Genomic DNA, 17,678 nt, shown 5'->3' with positions numbered 1-17,678 from the left:
GCGCGCTGCACAAGGACAACGGGATCGGTCGCGCATCGCGCGCGGACGACGGGCTCAGCCACGCACTCCGCACAGATGCAGCAGCGCCGCGACGCCCCGATAGGGATCCGTCTTCCCGGCCCGCTCCTCGACCGCCAGCAACGCCTCCACGTCCGCCGGGATCTCCGCCCCGTCGACGGCCGTGTCGGTGAACACCCGCACCCCGTACCAGGCGTGCAGCGGCGCCGCGATCCCCGCGAGCGTCGCCGTCAGGTCCGCGAGCCGGTCCGCCCGTACGTCGAGCCCCAGCCGATTCCGGTAGGCGGTGGTGTCGAAGGAGGCCAGCGCCCCGGCCCAGTCCCCAGCCAGTCCCGGCCGCATGGCCAGCGCGTCGCCGTTGCGTACGAGCAGCGACAGCAGGCCGCCCGGGGCGAGCATCCGGGCCAGCCCGGCCAGCAGCGGATCGGGCTCCTCGATGTACATCAGCACGCCGTGGCACAGCACGACGTCGAAGCTGCCCGGCAGAAAGTGGACGCCGGTGTCCCGCCCGTCCCCCTGGACGATGCGGACCCGCTCCCGGATCCCCTCGGGCTCGCCGGCGAGCTCCTCGCGGGCCGCCGCGATCATCTTCGGGTCCTGCTCGACGCCGGTCACCTGATGACCGGCCCTGGCCAGGCGCAGCGCCTGCGTGCCCTGGCCCATCCCCACGTCGAGCACCCGCAGCCGCTGCCCGACCGGGAACCGCCCGGCTATCTGTTCGTCGAGCTGCCGGGCCACCAGCTCCTGTCGTACGACATCGCGCAGCCCGCCCAGCTTGCTGAGCCACGCATCGGCCGCACCCCCGGTGAAAGCAGCTGCGCTCAGGGCCGCTCTCCGCGCTTGACCTGCGGCTTCGGCAGTCGGAGCCGGCGCATCTGCAGGGAACGCATCAGCGCGTAGGCGACGGCACCACGCTTGGGGGTGTCGGGGAAGCGCTCGGCGAGCTGCTTCTTCAGACGGAAGCCGGTGACGACCGAGTCGAGCACGATGAGCACGATCACGATCAGCCACAGCAGCAGCGCGATGTTCTGCAGCGCCGGTACCTGGACCATGCTCAGCACGAGGATGACCACGGCCATCGGCAGGAAGAACTCCGCGATGTTGAAGCGCGAGTCGATGAAGTCACGCGCGAACTTGCGGACCGGACCCTTGTCGCGGGCCGGCAGGTACCGCTCGTCGCCCCCGGCCAGCGCCTGGCGCTGCCTCTCCAGGGCGGCCCGGCGCTCCTCGCGCTGGCGCTTGGCGGCATCCTTGCGCGTCAGCGACGTGTTGGCCACGCTGCGACGCTGCGACTGGGCCGCACTGCGCTTGGGCGTGGGGCGGCCCTTCGGGGCCTCGGGGTGACGGGTCTGAGTGGAGTCGGTCACCAGCGCCTTGTCGGCGGCCTGGGCCTTCTCTTCCTTGGCACGGCTACGGAACACAAAACCCAAGGGTACGGGGTGCCGGGGCATGGACGTCAGCCCGGCGGGGAACGATCCGGCAACACCAGTCGTCGTAGGGGGACAGAGGGGACGTTGCAGACGGTTCGTTCGGCGGCCACGGGGAAGGCACTCGGGCGGCACCGGGTGGACACTCATGAGCCCACCCATGAGCCACCCGGGAGTCACCTACTCCTTACGCCGGAGCGGGAGCGTCAGCAGTCGTCCTTGGGGATGAGCGCATCCGTCCCCGAACAGTGCGTCAATGGATGCAGGGCCCGTACTGTGGGTTCTGTCGCAGAGCTGGAGCTGGACGTCAGAAGGGGGCGCGCGAAGCCCATGAGCGGTGTCATGAAGCGTATGGGGATGATCTTCCGCGCGAAGGCGAACAAGGCCCTTGACCGGGCCGAGGACCCGCGCGAGACCCTCGATTACTCGTACCAGAAGCAGCTGGAACTGCTCCAGAAGGTCCGCCGCGGCGTCGCGGACGTTGCCACGTCGCGCAAGCGCCTGGAACTCCAGCTCAACCAACTCCAGCAGCAGTCGTCGAAGCTGGAGGACCAGGGCCGCAAGGCGCTCGCGCTCGGCCGCGAGGACCTGGCCCGCGAGGCGCTCTCGCGCCGCGCCGCCCTCCAGCAGCAGGTGACGGACCTGGAGACACAGCACGCGACCCTGCAGGGCGAGGAGGAGAAGCTCACCCTCGCGGCCCAGCGCCTGCAGGCGAAGGTCGACGCCTTCCGTACGAAGAAGGAGACGATCAAGGCCACCTACACCGCGGCCCAGGCCCAGACCCGGATCGGGGAGGCGTTCTCCGGCATCTCGGAGGAGATGGGCGACGTCGGCCTGGCGATCCAGCGGGCGGAGGACAAGACGGCCCAGCTCCAGGCGCGGGCCGGGGCGATCGACGAGCTCCTTGCCTCCGGCGCCCTGGACGACCAGTCCGGGATGCACAAGGACGACATCCAGGCCGAGCTGGACCGGCTCTCCGGTGGTACGGATGTAGAGCTGGAGCTGCAGCGCATGAAGGCGGAGCTGGCGGGCGGTTCGTCGGGCGGCCAGCAGGCCATCGAGGGCGGCAACGGCCAGTCGCAGTCCCAGCAGCAGCCGCAGGACACCCCGCGCTTCGACAAGCAGTAGCCGAGGTCCGGGGCCCACGCCGAGGAGGGCGAGATGGGCGAGATGATCGTCCGGATCATGGGTGAAGGGCAGGTGAAGCTGTCCGACAGCCACCTGCCCGCGCTGAACAAGCTCGACGACGAGCTCCTGGTGGAAATGGAGAACGGCGACGGCCCCGGCTTCCGCCGCACCCTCGACGCACTCCTGTCCAAGGTCCGCGACCTCGGCGAGCCCCTGCCCGACGACTCCCTCGAACCGTCCGAGCTGATCCTCCCGTCCTCGGACGCGACGCTGGAGGAGGTCCGGGAGCTGCTGAGCGATGACGGCTTGATCCCGGGCTGAGTCGACGGTCGGGGGCCGACGGTGGCTTCTCGGCGCCGGTCCGTATCATCCAGCCCGTCCGGCGTTTGAGGACGAGGCCCCTTAAGGGCCGAAGCGGGGGTCTGGGGGCGGCAGCCCCCGGGCGACGCACACTGCAACGCCGGGCACACAACACAAGGAACCTGCAGTTGGCCCCCGTTCCAAGCCCCGCAGGGACACGCGTCCGGCGGCACCTCAAGGCGCACCCCATGGCGCTGGACGCCGCGTTGGCGGTGGGCGTACTGGCCTGCATGGTGGCCGGCTCGCTCGTGGACCCGCACAGCGAGAACGGGGTCACCTGGGGCCTGCGCACCCCGGACGCGCTCAGCCTCCTGCTCATGACCCTCGGCGCCGCGGCCCTGGTCTTCCGCCGCCGCGCCCCCATGCCGGTCCTCGCCCTCACCGGCAGCTTCTCCCTCGTCGAATGCGTCAGCGGCGACCCCCGCGCCCCGGTCGCCATGTCCGCGGTCATCGCCCTCTACACCGTCGCCTCGACCACCGACCGCACCACCACCTGGCGCGTAGGCCTGCTCACCATGACCGCCCTGACCGCATCCGCCATGCTCGCCGGCCCCCTGCCCTGGTACGCCCAGGAGAACCTCGGCATCTTCGCCTGGACCGGCATCGGCGCCACCGCCGGCGACGCGGTCCGCAGCCGCCGTGCCGTCGTGGCCGCCATCCGCGAGCGCGCCGAACGGGCGGAGCGCACCCGCGAGGAGGAGGCCCGGCGCCGCGTCGCCGAGGAGCGCCTCCGTATCGCCCGGGACCTGCACGACGTCGTCGCCCACCACATCGCCCTCGTCAACGTCCAGGCCGGCGTCGCCGCCCACGTCATGGACAAGCGGCCCGACCAGGCCAAGGAAGCCCTCGCCCACGTACGCGAAGCCAGCCGCTCCGCGCTCAACGAACTCCGCGCGACCGTAGGCCTGCTCCGGCAGTCCGGCGACCCCGAGGCCCCCACCGAACCCGCCCCCGGCCTCGCCCGCCTCGACGACCTCGCGGGCACCTTCCGCAGCGCGGGGCTCCAGGTGGAGGTCGCCCGCGCCGATCAGGGCACCACGCTCCCCGCCGCCGTCGACCTGGCCGCCTACCGCGTCATACAGGAGGCCCTCACGAATGTGCAGAAGCACGCGGGCCCGGAGGCGAAAGCCGAGGTCAGCGTCGTGCGCGTGGGGCCGAACATCGAGATCACCGTCCTCGACGACGGCGCCGGCGAGGACGACACCCCGCAGGGCGGCGGGCACGGCCTGCTCGGCATGCGCGAGCGCGTCACCGCCCTGCGCGGCACCCTCACCACCGGCCCCCGCTACGGAGGCGGTTTCCGCGTCCATGCGATCCTGCCGCTCAAGAGCCGCACCCGCGTCGCGGAAGACGCCGTATGACCACCGAAGCGGAAGACGCCGTATGACCACCGAAGACGCGGTACGCCACACGACAGACGAGGACCCCGCATGACCATCCGCGTCCTGCTCGCCGACGACCAGGCCCTCCTGCGCAGCGCCTTCCGGGTGCTGGTCGACTCCGAGCCCGACATGGAGGTCGTCGGGGAGGCGTCCGACGGGGCGGAGGCGGTGCGGCTGGCCAAGGAGGAGCGGGCGGACGTCGTGCTGATGGACATCCGGATGCCCGGCACCGACGGCCTCGCCGCCACCCGCATGATCAGCGCCGACCCGTCCCTCGCCCAGGTCCGCGTCGTCATCCTCACCACCTTCGAGGTCGACGACTACGTCGTGCAGTCGCTGCGCGCCGGTGCCTCCGGCTTCCTCGGCAAGGGCTCCGAACCCGACGAGCTGCTCAGTGCCATCCGCGTCGCGGCGGGCGGCGAGGCCCTGCTGTCCCCGGCCGCCACCAAAGGGCTGATCGCCCGCTTCCTCGCCCAGGGCGACGGCGCGGACGACGACGGCGACCCCGCCCGCGCCGAGCGGCTCGACGCGCTCACCGTCCGGGAGCGCGAGGTCCTGGTCCAGGTCGCCGGCGGACACTCCAACGACGAGATCGCCGAACGCCTCGAGGTCAGCCCGCTGACCGTGAAGACGCACGTCAACCGGGCCATGTCCAAGCTCGGCGCCCGCGACCGGGCCCAGCTCGTGGTGATCGCGTACGAGTCCGGCCTGGTACGTCCAAGGGTGGAGTGACCTCTGACGGGCGTACTGCGCCCGGAGTATGCGCCGTATAAGGAAATGGACCTGGGGTCTACGAAACCGGGCTCCCCGATGGCTCAGGGTGTAAGGGCGGGCGCTCACATGTGCGCCACAGACGCCTCTGCCACGTCCGCTGCCCACTTCTGCCGCTCACAGAAGAGAGACCCTGACCCATGTCCTGGCTGTCGAGATTCAGCCTTGCCCAACGTGCCCTGATAGGCCTGATGTCGATCATCGCGATCGCCTTCGGAGCCATCGCGATACCCCAGCTCAAGCAGCAGCTGCTGCCCTCCATCGAACTGCCCATGGTGTCCGTGCTGGCGCCGTACCAGGGCGCCTCACCGGACGTGGTCGAGAAGCAGGTCGTCGAGCCCATCGAGGACAGCCTCGAAGCCGTCGACGGCATCACCGGCGTCACCTCCACCGCGAGCGAGGGCAACGCCGTGATCATGGCGTCCTTCGACTACGGCCCCGACACCCAGCAGCTCGTCGCCGACGTCCAGCAGGCCGTCAACCGGGCCCGCGTCCAGCTGCCGGACGACGTGGACCCGCAGGTCATCGCCGGTTCCACGGACGACATCCCGACCGTCGTCCTCGCCGTCACCTCCGGCCAGGACCAGCAGGCCCTGGCCGACCAGCTCGACCGGACCGTCGTCGCGGACCTGAAGGACATCGACGGCGTCGGCCAGGTCACCGTCGACGGCGTACGGGACCTCCAGGTCACCGTCACGCCGGACGACGCGAAGCTGGCCAAGGCGGGGCTCACTTCGGCCGCCCTCTCCCAGGCCCTGCAGGCCGGCGGCGCCACCGTCCCGGCGGGCTCCTTCGACGAGGACGGCGACAACCGCACGGTCCAGGTGGGCGGCGGCTTCACCTCGATCCAGCAGATCGAGGACCTCATGGTCACCGGCGAGGGCGCTGGCGCTGCCGGGAAGAAGCCGGTCCGCCTCGGTGACGTGGCCGACGTCAAGCAGGAGCAGGCCGCGGCCGACTCCATCACCCGCACCGACGGCAAGCCGTCCCTCGCGGTCGCGGTCACCATGGACCGCGACGGCAGCGCGGTCGCGATCTCGGACGCGGTGCGCGACAAGCTCCCGGAGCTACGCAAGGACCTCGGGTCGGACGCCACGCTCACCGTGGTCAGCGACCAGGGCCCGGCGGTGAAGAAGTCCATCGACGGCCTGACCACCGAGGGCGCGCTCGGCCTGCTCTTCGCGGTCCTCATCATCCTGGTCTTCCTCGCGTCGATCCGCTCGACGCTGGTGACCGCGGTCTCCATCCCGCTGTCGGTCGTCCTCGCCCTGATCGTGCTGTGGACGCGCGACCTGTCGCTGAACATGCTGACGCTCGGCGCGCTCACCATCGCCATCGGCCGCGTCGTCGACGACTCGATCGTGGTGCTGGAGAACATCAAGCGGCACCTCGGCTACGGCGAGGAGCGCGAGGAGGCCATCCTCAAGGCGGTCCGCGAGGTCGCCGGAGCGGTCACCTCCTCCACCCTCACCACGGTCGCCGTCTTCCTGCCGATCGGCCTGGTCGGCGGCATGGTGGGCGAGCTGTTCGGCTCGTTCAGCCTGACGGTGACGGCCGCGCTGCTGGCATCGCTGCTGGTCTCGCTGACCGTCGTACCGGTCCTGTCGTACTGGTTCCTGCGCGCCCCGAAGGGCACCCCGGCGGACGCCGACGAGGCCCGCCGCAAGGCCGAGGAGAAGGAGGCGAAGAGCAGGCTCCAGCGCTTCTACGTCCCCGTCCTGCGGTTCGCGACGCGCCGCCGGCTGACCAGCGTGCTGCTCGCGATCGTCATCCTCATCGGCACGTTCGGCATGGCGCCGCTGCTGAAGACGAACTTCTTCGACCAGGGCGAGCAGGAAGTCCTCACCGTCAAGCAGGAGTTGAAGCCGGGCACCAGCCTGGCGGCGACCGACGCGCAGGCGAAGAAGGTCGAGCAACTGCTCGCCGACACCGAGGGCGTGAAGGACTACCAGGTCACCATCGGCTCGTCCGGCTTCATGGCGGCCTTCGGCGGCGGCACCGACACCAACCAGGCGTCGTACCAGGTGATGCTGGAGGACTCGGCGTCGTACGACGAGGTGCAGGACCGCATCGAGGCGGGTCTGAAGAAGCTCGACGGCATCGGTACGACCACCATCGCGGCCGGCGACGGCTTCGGCGCCCAGGACCTGAGCGTCGTCGTGAAGGCGGCCGACGGGGGCGTCCTGCGCACGGCGGCCGAGCAGGTACGCAAGGCGGTGGCCGGCCTGGACGACGTCACGGACGTGACCAGCGACCTGTCGCAGAGCGTGCCGCGCATCTCGGTCAAGGCCAACGACAAGGCGGCCGCGGCCGGCTTCAACGACCAGACGCTCGGCATGGCCGTCGCCCAGGCGGTCCGTGGCAACACGGCGGCCCAGGCGACCCTCGACGACACCGAGCGGGACATCGTCATCAAGTCGGCGAAGCCCGCGAAGACGCTGAAGCAGCTTCAGGACCTGCGCCTTGGCCCGGTGAAGCTGGGTGACATCGCGGACGTGCAGCTGGTGGACGGCCCGGTCTCGATGACCCGGATCGACGGTCAGCGTGCCGCCACGATCACCGCGAAGCCGACCGGCGACAACACGGGCGCGGTGAGCGCGGACCTCCAGTCCAAGATCAACGGTCTGACCCTCCCGGCGGGCGCGACCGCCGAGATCGGCGGTGTCTCGCAGGACCAGGACGAAGCGTTCGCCAACCTGGGTCTGGCGATGCTCGCGGCGATCGCGATCGTCTTCATGCTGCTGGTGGCGACCTTCCGCTCGCTGGCTCAGCCGCTCATCCTGCTCGTGTCGATCCCGTTCGCGGCGACCGGCGCGATCGGCCTCCTGGTGGCGACCGGCACCCCGATGGGCGTCCCCGCGATGATCGGCATGCTGATGCTGATCGGCATCGTGGTGACGAACGCGATCGTGCTGATCGACCTCATCAACCAGTACAGGAGGCAGGGTTACGGCGTCGTGGAGGCCGTGATCGAGGGCGGCCGGCACCGGCTGCGCCCGATCCTCATGACGGCCCTGGCGACGATCTTCGCGCTGCTCCCGATGGCCGCGGGTGTCACCGGCGAGGGCGGCTTCATCGCCCAGCCGCTGGCGGTGGTCGTGATCGGCGGTCTGATCACCTCGACCATGCTGACGCTGCTGCTCGTTCCGACGCTCTACACGATGCTGGAGCTGCGCAAGGAGCGCCGGGCGAAGAAGCGGGCGGCGAAGAAGGCCGGGGCGCCCGCTCAGCCGGCGGAATCGGGGGAGCCCGAACCCGCGGGAGTGTGACGGCCCTCGTCGTCCAGGACGACGACGGACCCGCGCACGGCGGCCGGGTCCCCGATCCACAAAGGTCGGGGACCCGGCCGCTGCCGTACCCGGGTTACGTATTCTGTGGCCTCGAACTGCTCTGCGGCGGAAGGGGATTCGCGCGTGCCGCTGCACAGGGACGACCCGAAGTCGGTCGGCGGCTACAAGCTGGTCGACCGGCTCGGGGCCGGAGGCATGGGGATCGTCTACCGGGGCAGGGCACGCTCGGGCCGCGAGGTCGCCGTCAAGGTGGTGCACGCCCAGTACGCCGAGGACGAGGTCTTCCGCGCCCGCTTCCTCCAGGAGATCGAGTCCGTCCGCAAGGTGAGCGGCGCCTTCACCGCGCCGGTCGTGGACGCCGACCCCGAGGCGGTACGGCCCTGGATGGCCACCCAGTACGTGCCCGGCCGCTCGCTCGCCGACCGGATCCGCGAGCAGGGCGCGCTGCGCGGCGGCGAACTGCGGCAGGTGGCCCTGGGGTTGGTGGAGGCCCTGCGGGAGATCCACCGGGCGGGGGTGGTGCACCGGGACCTCAAGCCGGCCAACGTCCTGATGGCCGAGGACGGTCCCCGCGTCATCGACTTCGGCATCTCCCGCGCTGCCGAGAACCACCACACCCTCACCGAGACCGGCCAGATGATCGGCACCCCGCCTTTCATGTCACCGGAACAGCTCACCGACGCCCGCAAGGTCGGCCCCGCCTCGGACGTCTTCTCGCTCGGCGCGCTGCTGGTGTTCTGCGTGACAGGCCGGGGCCCCTTCGACGCCGACAGCCCCTATCTGACCGCTTACCGGGTGGTCCACGACGAGCCGGTGCTGGAGGGGGTGGCGGGCCCGCTGCGCGCCGTCCTGGAGCGCTGCCTGGCCAAGGACACCAAGGACCGCCCCGGACTCGACGAACTGGCCCACGAGTTCGCGGCCGTCCTGCCCGAGCCCGCGGAGGGCGATCCGCCCACGATGACCCGGCGTCCGGGCGCACCGCGGGCCGGCGCGGAGACCGACCCGGGGATCGCCGTCGGCCGCACCACCGCCGGCTCCGGCCGCCGCAGCCGTACGCGTCCGTTGTGGGCCGCGGTCGGCACGGTCGGCGTGCTCGGCCTGGGGCTCCTGGGCTATATGCGGTACGGGCCGGGTTTCGCGGACGACCCGCCGTCGGTGAGCCCCGACCCGGCCGCCGCGTCCGCCGCGCCCCGCTGGGCAGCCCTCCCGGCCGGCTGGAAGCCGTGGCAGACGGGAGTGACCGAAACCGCCGCGAGCGGAGTGACGAAGGCGCCGGACGTGAACGGTGCGGACGTGGCGCCGCACTGCGCGGTGGACCAGGGCTCCGTCTACTGCGGCGGCAACGCACTCCTCCCGGAACGGATCGACGGCGCCACCGGCAAGACCCTCTGGCGCGCCGGCATCGCGCCGGCCGGCATCCCCGCCGACCGGTACACCTCGACGGTCGTCGGGGTCGACGGCGATGTGGTGCTCGTCCAACTCCTCGTCAACAACGCGTCCGGCTTCACCCAGGAGCAGTCCCTCGTCGCCCTCGACCGCCACAGCGGCGAGGAACTCTGGTCCCGGAAGGTGTACAACGGCAGCCCGCCGTCGATCGACGTCGCCGGACTCGTCCTCATGCAGGAGGCCGACGGCCGGACGGTGACCGCCCGCTCGGCGGCCGACGGCAAGGAGCGCTGGAAGATACCTCTGCCGGCGAAGCACTTCTGCACCCTGCTCGACAGGGCGGAGCGTCCGTACGTCGAGTGCGTCACCGACTCGGCGGACGACGACACGCAGTTCATCGTCATCGACCCCGCCGACGGCTCCGTGCGGCGCCTGGCCTCGCCCGCGGACAGCGGCAGCTTCGTCGGCGCCCTCGACGGGAAGCTGCTGTTCGTGGAGTCGGACGCGGAAGCGGACGTGGTCGCGGCCGGCAGAGACCTGACGTACACCCGTATCGTGCGCGTCGACCCCGAGAGCGGGAAGCGCGCGGTGACAGAACTGCCCCAGCGGTACCGGGGGACCGTGGCCCTGGCGCGCGGCACGCTCTACTTCTCCAAGTCCACCGGCCAGGTGACCGCCGCCTCCCCGCTGACGGGAGTGAAGGTGTGGGAGACCCGCACCACCGTGGAGTCGCCCGGCCAGCTCTCGGTGGATGCCGGCGGGCGCACCGCGTACGTGGCCAGTGGGAGCGGACGGGTGGCGGCCCTGGACGCGGCGCGGGGCACGCTGCTGTGGGAGTCCTCCACCCGCGCCGAGGTCCTGGCCAGCGGGATCACGCCCGTGGTGCTGTTCGACAGGGGCGCCCTGGTGGTGGCGGCCGCCGACGGCACGATCTTCACCCTCGACCCGGCCCACCCCGACCGGACACCGGTCTCGGCGGGGTGAGCGCGGGCCGCGGTGGACGGGCTACGGCAGCGCCAGCATCCGCTCCAGCGCCAGCTTCGCGAACGCCTCGGTCTCCTTGTCGACCTCGATGCGGTTGACCAGGTTGCCCTCGGCCAGCGACTCCAGGGCCCAGACCAGGTGGGGCAGGTCGATGCGGTTCATCGTCGAGCAGAAGCAGACCGTCTTGTCGAGGAAGACGATCTCCTTGCCCTCCGGCGCGAAACGGTTCGCCAGGCGGCGTACCAGATTCAGCTCGGTCCCGATGGCCCACTTGGAGCCGGCCGGGGCGGCCTCCAGGGCCTTGATGATGTACTCGGTCGAACCGACGTAGTCCGCCGCGGCCACGACCTCGTGCTTGCACTCGGGGTGGACCAGCACGTTGACGCCGGGGATCCGGGCGCGCACGTCTTCCACCGACTCCGGGCTGAAGCGGCCGTGCACCGAGCAGTGGCCGCGCCACAGGATCATCTTCGCCGCCCGCAGCTCGTCGGCGGTCAGCCCGCCGTTCGGCTTGTGCGGGTTGTAGACGACGCAGTCCTCCAGGGACATGCCCATGTCCCGGACCGCGGTGTTGCGGCCGAGGTGCTGGTCGGGCAGGAACAGCACCTTCTCGCCCTGCTCGAAGGCCCAATCGAGAGCCTTCTTGGCGTTGGACGAGGTGCAGATCGTGCCGCCGTGCTTGCCCGTGAACGCCTTGATGTCGGCGGAGGAGTTCATGTACGACACCGGCACGACCTGCTCGGCTATGCCGGCCTCGGTCAGCACGTCCCAGCACTCGGCGACCTGCTCGGCCGTCGCCATGTCGGCCATCGAGCAGCCGGCGGCGAGGTCGGGGAGGACGACCTTCTGGTCGTCGGACGTCAGGATGTCCGCCGACTCCGCCATGAAGTGCACACCGCAGAACACGATGTACTCGGCCTCCGGGCGCGCGGCCGCGTCGCGGGCCAGCTTGAAGGAGTCGCCGGTCACGTCCGCGAACTGGATGACCTCGTCGCGCTGGTAGTGGTGGCCGAGCACGAAGACCTTGTTCCCGAGCTTCTCCTTGGCCGCGCGGGCGCGCTCGACCAGGTCGGGGTCGGAGGGCGAGGGTAGGTCGCCGGGGCACTCGACGCCCCGCTCGCTCTTCGGGTCGGCCTCACGGCCGAGCAGCAACAGGGCGAGCGGACTCGGCTGTACGTCGAGCTCCGTGGTCTGGGCGGTGGTCACGACACGCACCCTTTCTGCTTTTCGTCGAACTGACGTTATCTATCATAACCCGGTTCACGTCACTTTGACGATGGTCATAGCGTCGATGTGACATGAATCCCGATGAGGCGTTTTCCGCTCCCGGCCGCATGTGCGAGCATGAAGAAGGCGCCGGAAAAACCGGTGCCCGGCCCGGAATGAATCCGCGGCCTTGCCGGTTGGACCAGTCGGCAAGCAGTCTCCGTACAACCCGGGAGAGATGTAGATGTCCGTATCGGACGAGACCGGCACCGTCACCGACGGCATCATCCTGTCCGACGCCGCCGCGGCGAAGGTCAAGGCCCTGCTCGACCAGGAAGGCCGTGACGACCTGGCCCTGCGCGTCGCCGTTCAGCCCGGCGGCTGCTCCGGCCTGCGTTACCAGCTCTTCTTCGACGAGCGCTCGCTCGACGGCGACGTCGTCAAGGACTTCGGTGGCGTCAAGGTCGTCACCGACCGCATGAGCGCCCCGTACCTGGGCGGCGCGTCCATCGACTTCGTCGACACCATCGAGAAGCAGGGCTTCACGATCGACAACCCGAACGCGACGGGCTCCTGCGCCTGCGGCGACTCCTTCAGCTGAGCCCGGCTGACAGCTGAGCCCGGCTGAGACAGCCCGGCCAAGACACGGGAAGGCGGCGACCCCCTCCGACGGGGCCGCCGCCTTCCCGTTTCCGCGGGCCCTTACCGGGCCCCGGACGTCTGCGGTGCGTCCGGCAGCCGCGTCCCGGGCTTCTCCAGCGGGACCGCCTGGCCGTCCGTCCCCACGACCTTGCGGTCGCCGAGCGGCGCGTCCAGCTGCACGGTCTTGTGGAACACCTTGGCGATCATGATGCAGACCTCGTCCGGTTGAGAGGTCGCGGTCACCTGGACCCTCACCTGGTCCTCGCTCTCGCTCGCCGTCACCTTGTACTCGGCGCACACGCCGCCCGTGAAGGCCACGGTCAGTTCCCTGCCGTCGACGGTGTAGCCGTCCACCGCCACGTTCTGCGTGACCGGCGCCGAGGTCGGCTCGTCCTTCGGCCCGGTCGGCCGCGGGGTCGGCTGCCCGCTCGGCTCCTCGGACGGCGTGGCCGAGGCCAGATACTTAGGGTCGACGGCCGGATACGTCACCGTGAAGCTGTCCTGCGCGCCCGGCGCCCGCACCTGGAACAGCCAGGACGGCACCAGCGTCTGCCGCGCGTCCACGTAGTGCGAGGCCAGCCCGAACACCGCCGTCTCGACCGTGACGATGTCCTTCGCCGGCGCACCCGTCGAGGCCTCCGCCCCGCAGGGCGCCTCGAGGCGGTCCTTCAGCGGTACGGGGCTGGCGCAGCCGCCTATGCCCATGCGGTGGTCGGTCCCCGGCGCCGCGTTCATCAGCCCGAGCGTCTTCTCGGCATCCAGCACGGGGTACGTGTCCCCCTTCACCGGCGCCTTCAACTGGCCGCTTCCGCCGACCACTTCGCCCTGGGCGCTCACGGTGACCCCGGTCGTCCAGCCGTACGTGGGCAGCCCGCCGACCAAGGGGTTCGCGTTCACGACCCGCTGGGCGCCCATGAGCTGGCTCGCGTCGAGCTTCGCGTCGTCCTGACCCACCGCCTTGAGAACCGGTGCGGCAGCCTTCTTCGCGGCGTCCTCGCTCACCGGGTCGGCGGCCGGATCCGGGGCGTCCTTGCTGCAGACGGTGGTGCTCTCGCAGTTGTCGGTGCCGGGTGCGTACCGGTAGAACGTCCAGGTCCCCGGCGCCTGCTTGTTCACCTGCAGACTGGGCCCCGACCCGTCCTGTGCTCCGACCTTCCAGGTCTGCCCCTGCGCCACCGGCGTCCCGTCCACCCCGAGCGCCTCGGCCAGCCGGGCGACCTCCGCCGCGCCGACCTCACCCTGGGCCCGGTACACCGGCGCCGAGCCGGGCCCGTCCGCCAGCTCCCCGTCGGCCTGGTAGGTGACGCCGTACGGGTTGGGCTCCCCGGGCGCGATGCCGTTGGTACCGCCCTCGGTGTAGCCGTCGAGGTGCAGCGGCGGGGGAGTACCACCGCCGGAGGCCCCCGACGCCGTACCTCCGCCCGACCCTCCGGACGCGCTCGCGGCGAGGTAGGCCCCGCCCCCGCCGACGAGCAGCACGGCGGCAGCGACGGAGGCGATGACCGCGGGGGACCGGCGCCGGGCACCGTCGTGGGCGTCGTCGTGCCGGCGGGCGTCGTCATGCCGGTGGGCGTCGTCATGCCGGTGGTCGGCGGCGGGATCGGGGTCGGGGTCGGTGGCGGGTTCGGTGGCGGGGTCCGGGGTCTCGGCTGCCGGGGCCGCAGGGACCGGGGGAGCAGCAGGAGCCGGGCTGTCGGCGGGGGCGGCAGAAGCGGCGGCAGTCGCCGGGTCCGGGGCCGGGTCCGAGGCCCCCTCCGCATCGCCCTTCTCCGCAGAGGCCTCCTGCGAGGCGTCCTCACCCTCGGCTCCGAGCCCCTCCGCACCGACGGCGTCCTTCTCCGCCCGTGCCTCCTCCGTGTCCTTGCCGGAGGCGCCCGCGTCGTCGTTGTCGGGTCGCTCGGTGTTCACCGCATCGCTCCTTCGGCTGCGCACATGTCCCTTGACCCTGACCCGGCCCTGTCAAAAGGCCGGCTATCGGGTCGTATCCCGCATCCCCTTTACGGGGGACAGCGATGGGACGCAGCGGGGGAGCGCACGGTTCCCTGAAAGGCGCCGATTCGGCCGCCGGAGTTCGATCAGTCGCCGTGGCCCGATCAGTCGCCGTAGTCCGACATCGCGTCCAGCAGCCGCGCCGACTTCGGCGGCACGGTCACGCCATGGATGAGTGACGGGGGGACCGGACGGGAAAGGACACGGTCGGGAGCGGTCCAGTGCGGAGCCATCCGCGCGCAGTCACCGCGCAACGTCGCCAGGTCGCCCTCCAGGTCGATCGGAGCGTCGATCGGAGCGGGGGCGTGGACCTTGGTTTTCGTCATAGTGGCACCGTAGGCACGCAGGAGCCCGCGAAGAAAGATCTACTATCGGGTAGTTTTGCCTGCTTCAGAGTCCCGGTCACGAACGGTAGCGTGGACTGTCAACCCTTCCTCCCCGCAGGAGACTCCACGCCGTGCGCATCGCAGTCACCGGCTCCATCGCCACCGACCACCTCATGACCTTCCCCGGCCGTTTCGCCGACCAGTTCGTCGCGGACCAGCTGCACACGGTCTCGCTCTCCTTCCTGGTCGACAACCTGGACGTACGCCGGGGCGGCGTAGGCGCGAACATCGCCTTCGGCATGGGACAACTGGGCACGCAGCCGATCCTGGTCGGCGCCGCGGGCTCCGACTTCGACGAGTACCGGGCCTGGCTGGACCGGCACGGCGTCGACACCGGCTCGGTCCGCATCTCCGAGACCCTGCACACCGCCCGCTTCGTCTGCACCACCGACGCCGACCACAACCAGATCGGCTCCTTCTACACCGGTGCGATGAGCGAGGCCCGCCTGATCGAGCTGAAGACCGTGGCGGACCGCGTCGGCGGCCTCGACCTGGTCCTCATCGGCGCCGACGACCCCGAGGCGATGCTCCGCCACACGGAGGAGTGCCGCTCCCGGCAGATCCCCTTCGCCGCCGACTTCTCCCAGCAGATCGCCCGCATGAACGGCGACGAGATCCGGATACTGCTGGACGGAGCGACGTACCTCTTCTCGAACGAGTACGAGAAGGGCCTCATCGAGTCCAAGACCGGCTGGACGGACGAGGAGATCCTGTCCAAGGTCGGCCACCGCGTCACGACCCTCGGCTCGCGCGGTGTGCGCATCGAGCAGGTCGGCCAGGACCCCATCGAGGTCGGCTGCCCGGAGGAGGACCGCAAGGCCGACCCCACGGGCGTCGGCGACGCCTTCCGCGCCGGGTTCCTCTCCGGCCTCGCCTGGGGCGTCTCGCTGGAGCGGGCCGCGCAGGTCGGCTGCATGCTGGCGACGCTCGTCATCGAGACCGTCGGCACGCAGGAGTACCAGCTGCGCCGGGCGCACTTCATGGACCGCTTCACCAAGGCGTACGGGCATGACGCCGCCGCCGACGTCCAGGCGCACCTGGGCTGACGCTTCGCCCCCCGAGGCGTTCAGCTCACCCGGCGGACCAGGTACGCCGTCCCTTGGTCCGCCGGTTCCTCGCCGACGTACTCCTGCCCCCGCATCGCGCACCACGCCGGGATGTCCAGGCGGGCCGCCTCGTCGTCCGCGAGTACCCGGACCGTGCCGCCCACCGGCACCTCGCCGATGACCTTGGCCAGCTCGATGACCGGAAGCGGACAGAGCTTGCCGATCGCGTCCACGACCAGGACGTCCTCCTGTACGACCGTGCTGGGCACCGGCGCCCCGAGCTTCTCCCGTACGGACGCCACGGCCCCCGGCAGCACCTCCAGGAACCGCTCGACGTCCTCCGCCGCCGTCCCGGACGGCAACGACACCCGCACGTTCCCCTCGCTCAGCACCCCCATCGCCTTCAGCACATGGCTGGGCGTCAACGTGCTGCTCGTACAGGACGAACCGGACGAGACCGAGAACCCGGCGCGGTCCAGCTCGTGCAGCAATGTCTCCCCGTCGACATAGAGACAGGAGAAGGTGACGACGCCGGGCAACCGCCGCACCGGATCGCCGACCACCTCCACATCCGGCACCAGCCCCGGCACTCGCGCCCGGATCCGCTCCGTCAGCTCCCGCAGCCGTACCGCCTCTTGGGCCGCCTCCGCCTGGACGGCACGCAGCGAGGCCGCCGCGGCGACGATCGCCGGGATGTTCTCGAACCCGGCCGCCCGCCCCGACTCCCGCTCGTCCGCGGGCCCTTGCGCGGCGAACCGCACCCCTTTGCGTACGACGAGCAGCCCGACCCCCGACGGCCCACCCCATTTATGGGCACTCCCGGTCAACACCGACCAGTCACCCTCGACGCGCCCCCACCCGAGCGACTGCGCCGCATCCACCAGCAACGGCACCCCGGCCTCCCGGCACACCCCGGCCACTTCCGCCACCGGCTGCTCGGTCCCCACCTCGTGGTTGGCCGACTGGAGGCAGGCGAGCGCGGTGTCCGCCCGAAGGGCCTCCGCGTACGCACCCGCGTTCACCGCCCCCGCACGGTCCACCGCGACCTGCGTGACGGAACCGCCCCCGGCCTCGTGCGCGTCAGCCGCATGGAGCACAGAGGAGTGTTCGACGGCAGACACAATCAGGTGACGCCCGACCCGCCGCCGCCCGGCCAACACCCCGGCGACACCCGAGTGGACGGCCTTCGTCCCCGATGAGGTGAACACCAACTCATCGGCCCGGCACCCCACCGCCTCAGCGGCAGCCTCCCGAGCCGCGTCCAGCAGCATCCGGGCCTTGCGACCCTCCCGGTACAGGCGTGCAGGATCAGCCCACCCGTCGTCGAGCGAGGCCTGAAGAGCCTGCCGGGCAACGGGATGAAGAGGAGCACTGGAAGCAGCGTCGAAATAGCCCACACGGCAACGCTAAACCGCCGATCGCTGCAACGTCCCTGAAGGGGCGCGGGGCGGTGACATGTGCGGCTCCGCCGCGGGGCGCGACCAGCCACAAACAACCCGCAGCCGCCAATCAAGCGAACCCCCCACTCCAGTAGGCCCCCCTCCCCGCGAACCCTCGGAGAGCGTCGGCTAGGGTTTGGTCCGCATAAACATCCAAACCCCTGCCCGACGCAGGGCGGCGACCGACCCGCGAGAAGGCCAGGCCGCAGCCATACCGCGCGGGC

General features: G+C 71.0%; 14 protein-coding genes. 8 read left to right on the top strand and 6 right to left on the bottom strand.

Features of this window, described 5'->3' with window-relative positions; genetic code table 11:
* Nucleotides 1-54 precede the first annotated feature (54 nt).
* Nucleotides 55-756 carry a bifunctional 2-polyprenyl-6-hydroxyphenol methylase/3-demethylubiquinol 3-O-methyltransferase UbiG gene (locus tag PBV52_RS12335; RefSeq protein ID WP_274238379.1) on the bottom strand — a complete coding sequence of 234 codons (702 nt, stop codon included), beginning with the start codon at nt 754-756 and terminating at the stop codon, nt 55-57.
* An 83-nt stretch (nt 757-839) separates the two neighbouring features.
* Nucleotides 840-1,469, bottom strand: a complete 630-nt coding sequence (locus PBV52_RS12330; RefSeq protein ID WP_274238378.1) for a DUF3043 domain-containing protein — start codon at nt 1,467-1,469, stop codon at nt 840-842.
* Nucleotides 1,470-1,796: 327 nt separating this feature from the next.
* Between PBV52_RS12330 and PBV52_RS12325 the strand changes: the two genes are divergently transcribed.
* From PBV52_RS12325 to PBV52_RS12300, 6 genes are all read left to right on the top strand, one after another.
* Nucleotides 1,797-2,573: a PspA/IM30 family protein gene (locus PBV52_RS12325; RefSeq protein ID WP_128437435.1), complete on the top strand. Its 777-nt coding sequence runs from the start codon at nt 1,797-1,799 to the stop codon at nt 2,571-2,573.
* Nucleotides 2,574-2,615: 42 nt separating this feature from the next.
* Nucleotides 2,616-2,894: a hypothetical protein gene (locus tag PBV52_RS12320; protein WP_274249362.1), complete on the top strand. Its 279-nt coding sequence runs from the start codon at nt 2,616-2,618 to the stop codon at nt 2,892-2,894.
* 227 nt (nt 2,895-3,121) lie between these two features.
* Entirely contained in the window at nt 3,122-4,294 is a 1,173-nt protein-coding gene (locus PBV52_RS12315) for a sensor histidine kinase (RefSeq protein WP_274238377.1), read from the top strand.
* A gap of 69 nt (nt 4,295-4,363) precedes the next feature.
* Nucleotides 4,364-5,047: a response regulator transcription factor gene (locus tag PBV52_RS12310; protein ID WP_274238376.1), complete on the top strand. Its 684-nt coding sequence runs from the start codon at nt 4,364-4,366 to the stop codon at nt 5,045-5,047.
* Nucleotides 5,048-5,226: 179 nt separating this feature from the next.
* On the top strand, nt 5,227-8,355 hold the full coding sequence (locus PBV52_RS12305) for an efflux RND transporter permease subunit (RefSeq protein WP_274238375.1): 3,129 nt from the start codon (nt 5,227-5,229) through the stop codon (nt 8,353-8,355).
* A gap of 144 nt (nt 8,356-8,499) precedes the next feature.
* Complete coding sequence (locus tag PBV52_RS12300) at nt 8,500-10,746, top strand: PQQ-binding-like beta-propeller repeat protein (RefSeq protein ID WP_274238374.1); 2,247 nt, start codon at nt 8,500-8,502, stop codon at nt 10,744-10,746.
* A gap of 21 nt (nt 10,747-10,767) precedes the next feature.
* Here the strand turns inward: PBV52_RS12300 and nadA are convergent, their stop codons facing one another.
* A complete protein-coding gene (nadA, locus tag PBV52_RS12295) occupies nt 10,768-11,952 on the bottom strand; it encodes a quinolinate synthase NadA (RefSeq protein WP_274238373.1) in 1,185 nt (394 codons plus the stop codon).
* Nucleotides 11,953-12,196: 244 nt separating this feature from the next.
* Between nadA and PBV52_RS12290 the strand changes: the two genes are divergently transcribed.
* Complete coding sequence (locus PBV52_RS12290; protein ID WP_020137379.1) at nt 12,197-12,553, top strand: iron-sulfur cluster assembly accessory protein; 357 nt, start codon at nt 12,197-12,199, stop codon at nt 12,551-12,553.
* 101 nt (nt 12,554-12,654) lie between these two features.
* Here the strand turns inward: PBV52_RS12290 and PBV52_RS12285 are convergent, their stop codons facing one another.
* A complete protein-coding gene (locus tag PBV52_RS12285; protein ID WP_274238372.1) occupies nt 12,655-14,502 on the bottom strand; it encodes a hypothetical protein in 1,848 nt (615 codons plus the stop codon).
* A 185-nt stretch (nt 14,503-14,687) separates the two neighbouring features.
* A complete protein-coding gene (locus PBV52_RS12280; protein ID WP_274238371.1) occupies nt 14,688-14,909 on the bottom strand; it encodes a hypothetical protein in 222 nt (73 codons plus the stop codon).
* A gap of 131 nt (nt 14,910-15,040) precedes the next feature.
* On the opposite strand from PBV52_RS12280, the gene PBV52_RS12275 reads away from it, so the two are divergent.
* Nucleotides 15,041-16,015 (top strand): carbohydrate kinase family protein, encoded by a 975-nt coding sequence (locus tag PBV52_RS12275; protein ID WP_274238370.1) that lies wholly within the window; start codon nt 15,041-15,043, stop codon nt 16,013-16,015.
* Between the two features lie 20 nt (nt 16,016-16,035).
* Here the strand turns inward: PBV52_RS12275 and PBV52_RS12270 are convergent, their stop codons facing one another.
* The gene (locus tag PBV52_RS12270; RefSeq protein ID WP_274238369.1) at nt 16,036-17,412 is read right to left on the bottom strand and encodes a cysteine desulfurase/sulfurtransferase TusA family protein; all 1,377 of its coding nucleotides are present in this window, start codon (nt 17,410-17,412) and stop codon (nt 16,036-16,038) included.
* Between the last annotated feature and the right edge of the window lie 266 nt (nt 17,413-17,678).

The sequence above is a fragment of the Streptomyces sp. T12 genome (assembly GCF_028736035.1).
GTDB lineage: Bacteria > Actinomycetota > Actinomycetes > Streptomycetales > Streptomycetaceae > Streptomyces.
Note: the sequence above shows the minus strand (reverse complement) of the source record. Positions and strands in the feature narration are given on the sequence as shown.

Excerpts from the sequence above, each read along its gene's own strand:
- PBV52_RS12280 (WP_274238371.1), bottom strand. The coding sequence starts at position 14,909 with ATGACGAAAACCAAGGTCCACGCCCCCGCTCCGATCGACGCTCCGATC.
- PBV52_RS12315 (WP_274238377.1), top strand. The coding sequence starts at position 3,122 with ATGGCGCTGGACGCCGCGTTGGCGGTGGGCGTACTGGCCTGCATGGTG.
- PBV52_RS12330 (WP_274238378.1), bottom strand. The coding sequence starts at position 1,469 with ATGCCCCGGCACCCCGTACCCTTGGGTTTTGTGTTCCGTAGCCGTGCC.
- PBV52_RS12305 (WP_274238375.1), top strand. The coding sequence starts at position 5,227 with ATGTCCTGGCTGTCGAGATTCAGCCTTGCCCAACGTGCCCTGATAGGC.
- PBV52_RS12290 (WP_020137379.1), top strand. The coding sequence starts at position 12,197 with ATGTCCGTATCGGACGAGACCGGCACCGTCACCGACGGCATCATCCTG.
- PBV52_RS12310 (WP_274238376.1), top strand. The coding sequence starts at position 4,364 with ATGACCATCCGCGTCCTGCTCGCCGACGACCAGGCCCTCCTGCGCAGC.
- PBV52_RS12325 (WP_128437435.1), top strand. The coding sequence starts at position 1,797 with ATGGGGATGATCTTCCGCGCGAAGGCGAACAAGGCCCTTGACCGGGCC.
- PBV52_RS12320 (WP_274249362.1), top strand. The coding sequence starts at position 2,616 with ATGATCGTCCGGATCATGGGTGAAGGGCAGGTGAAGCTGTCCGACAGC.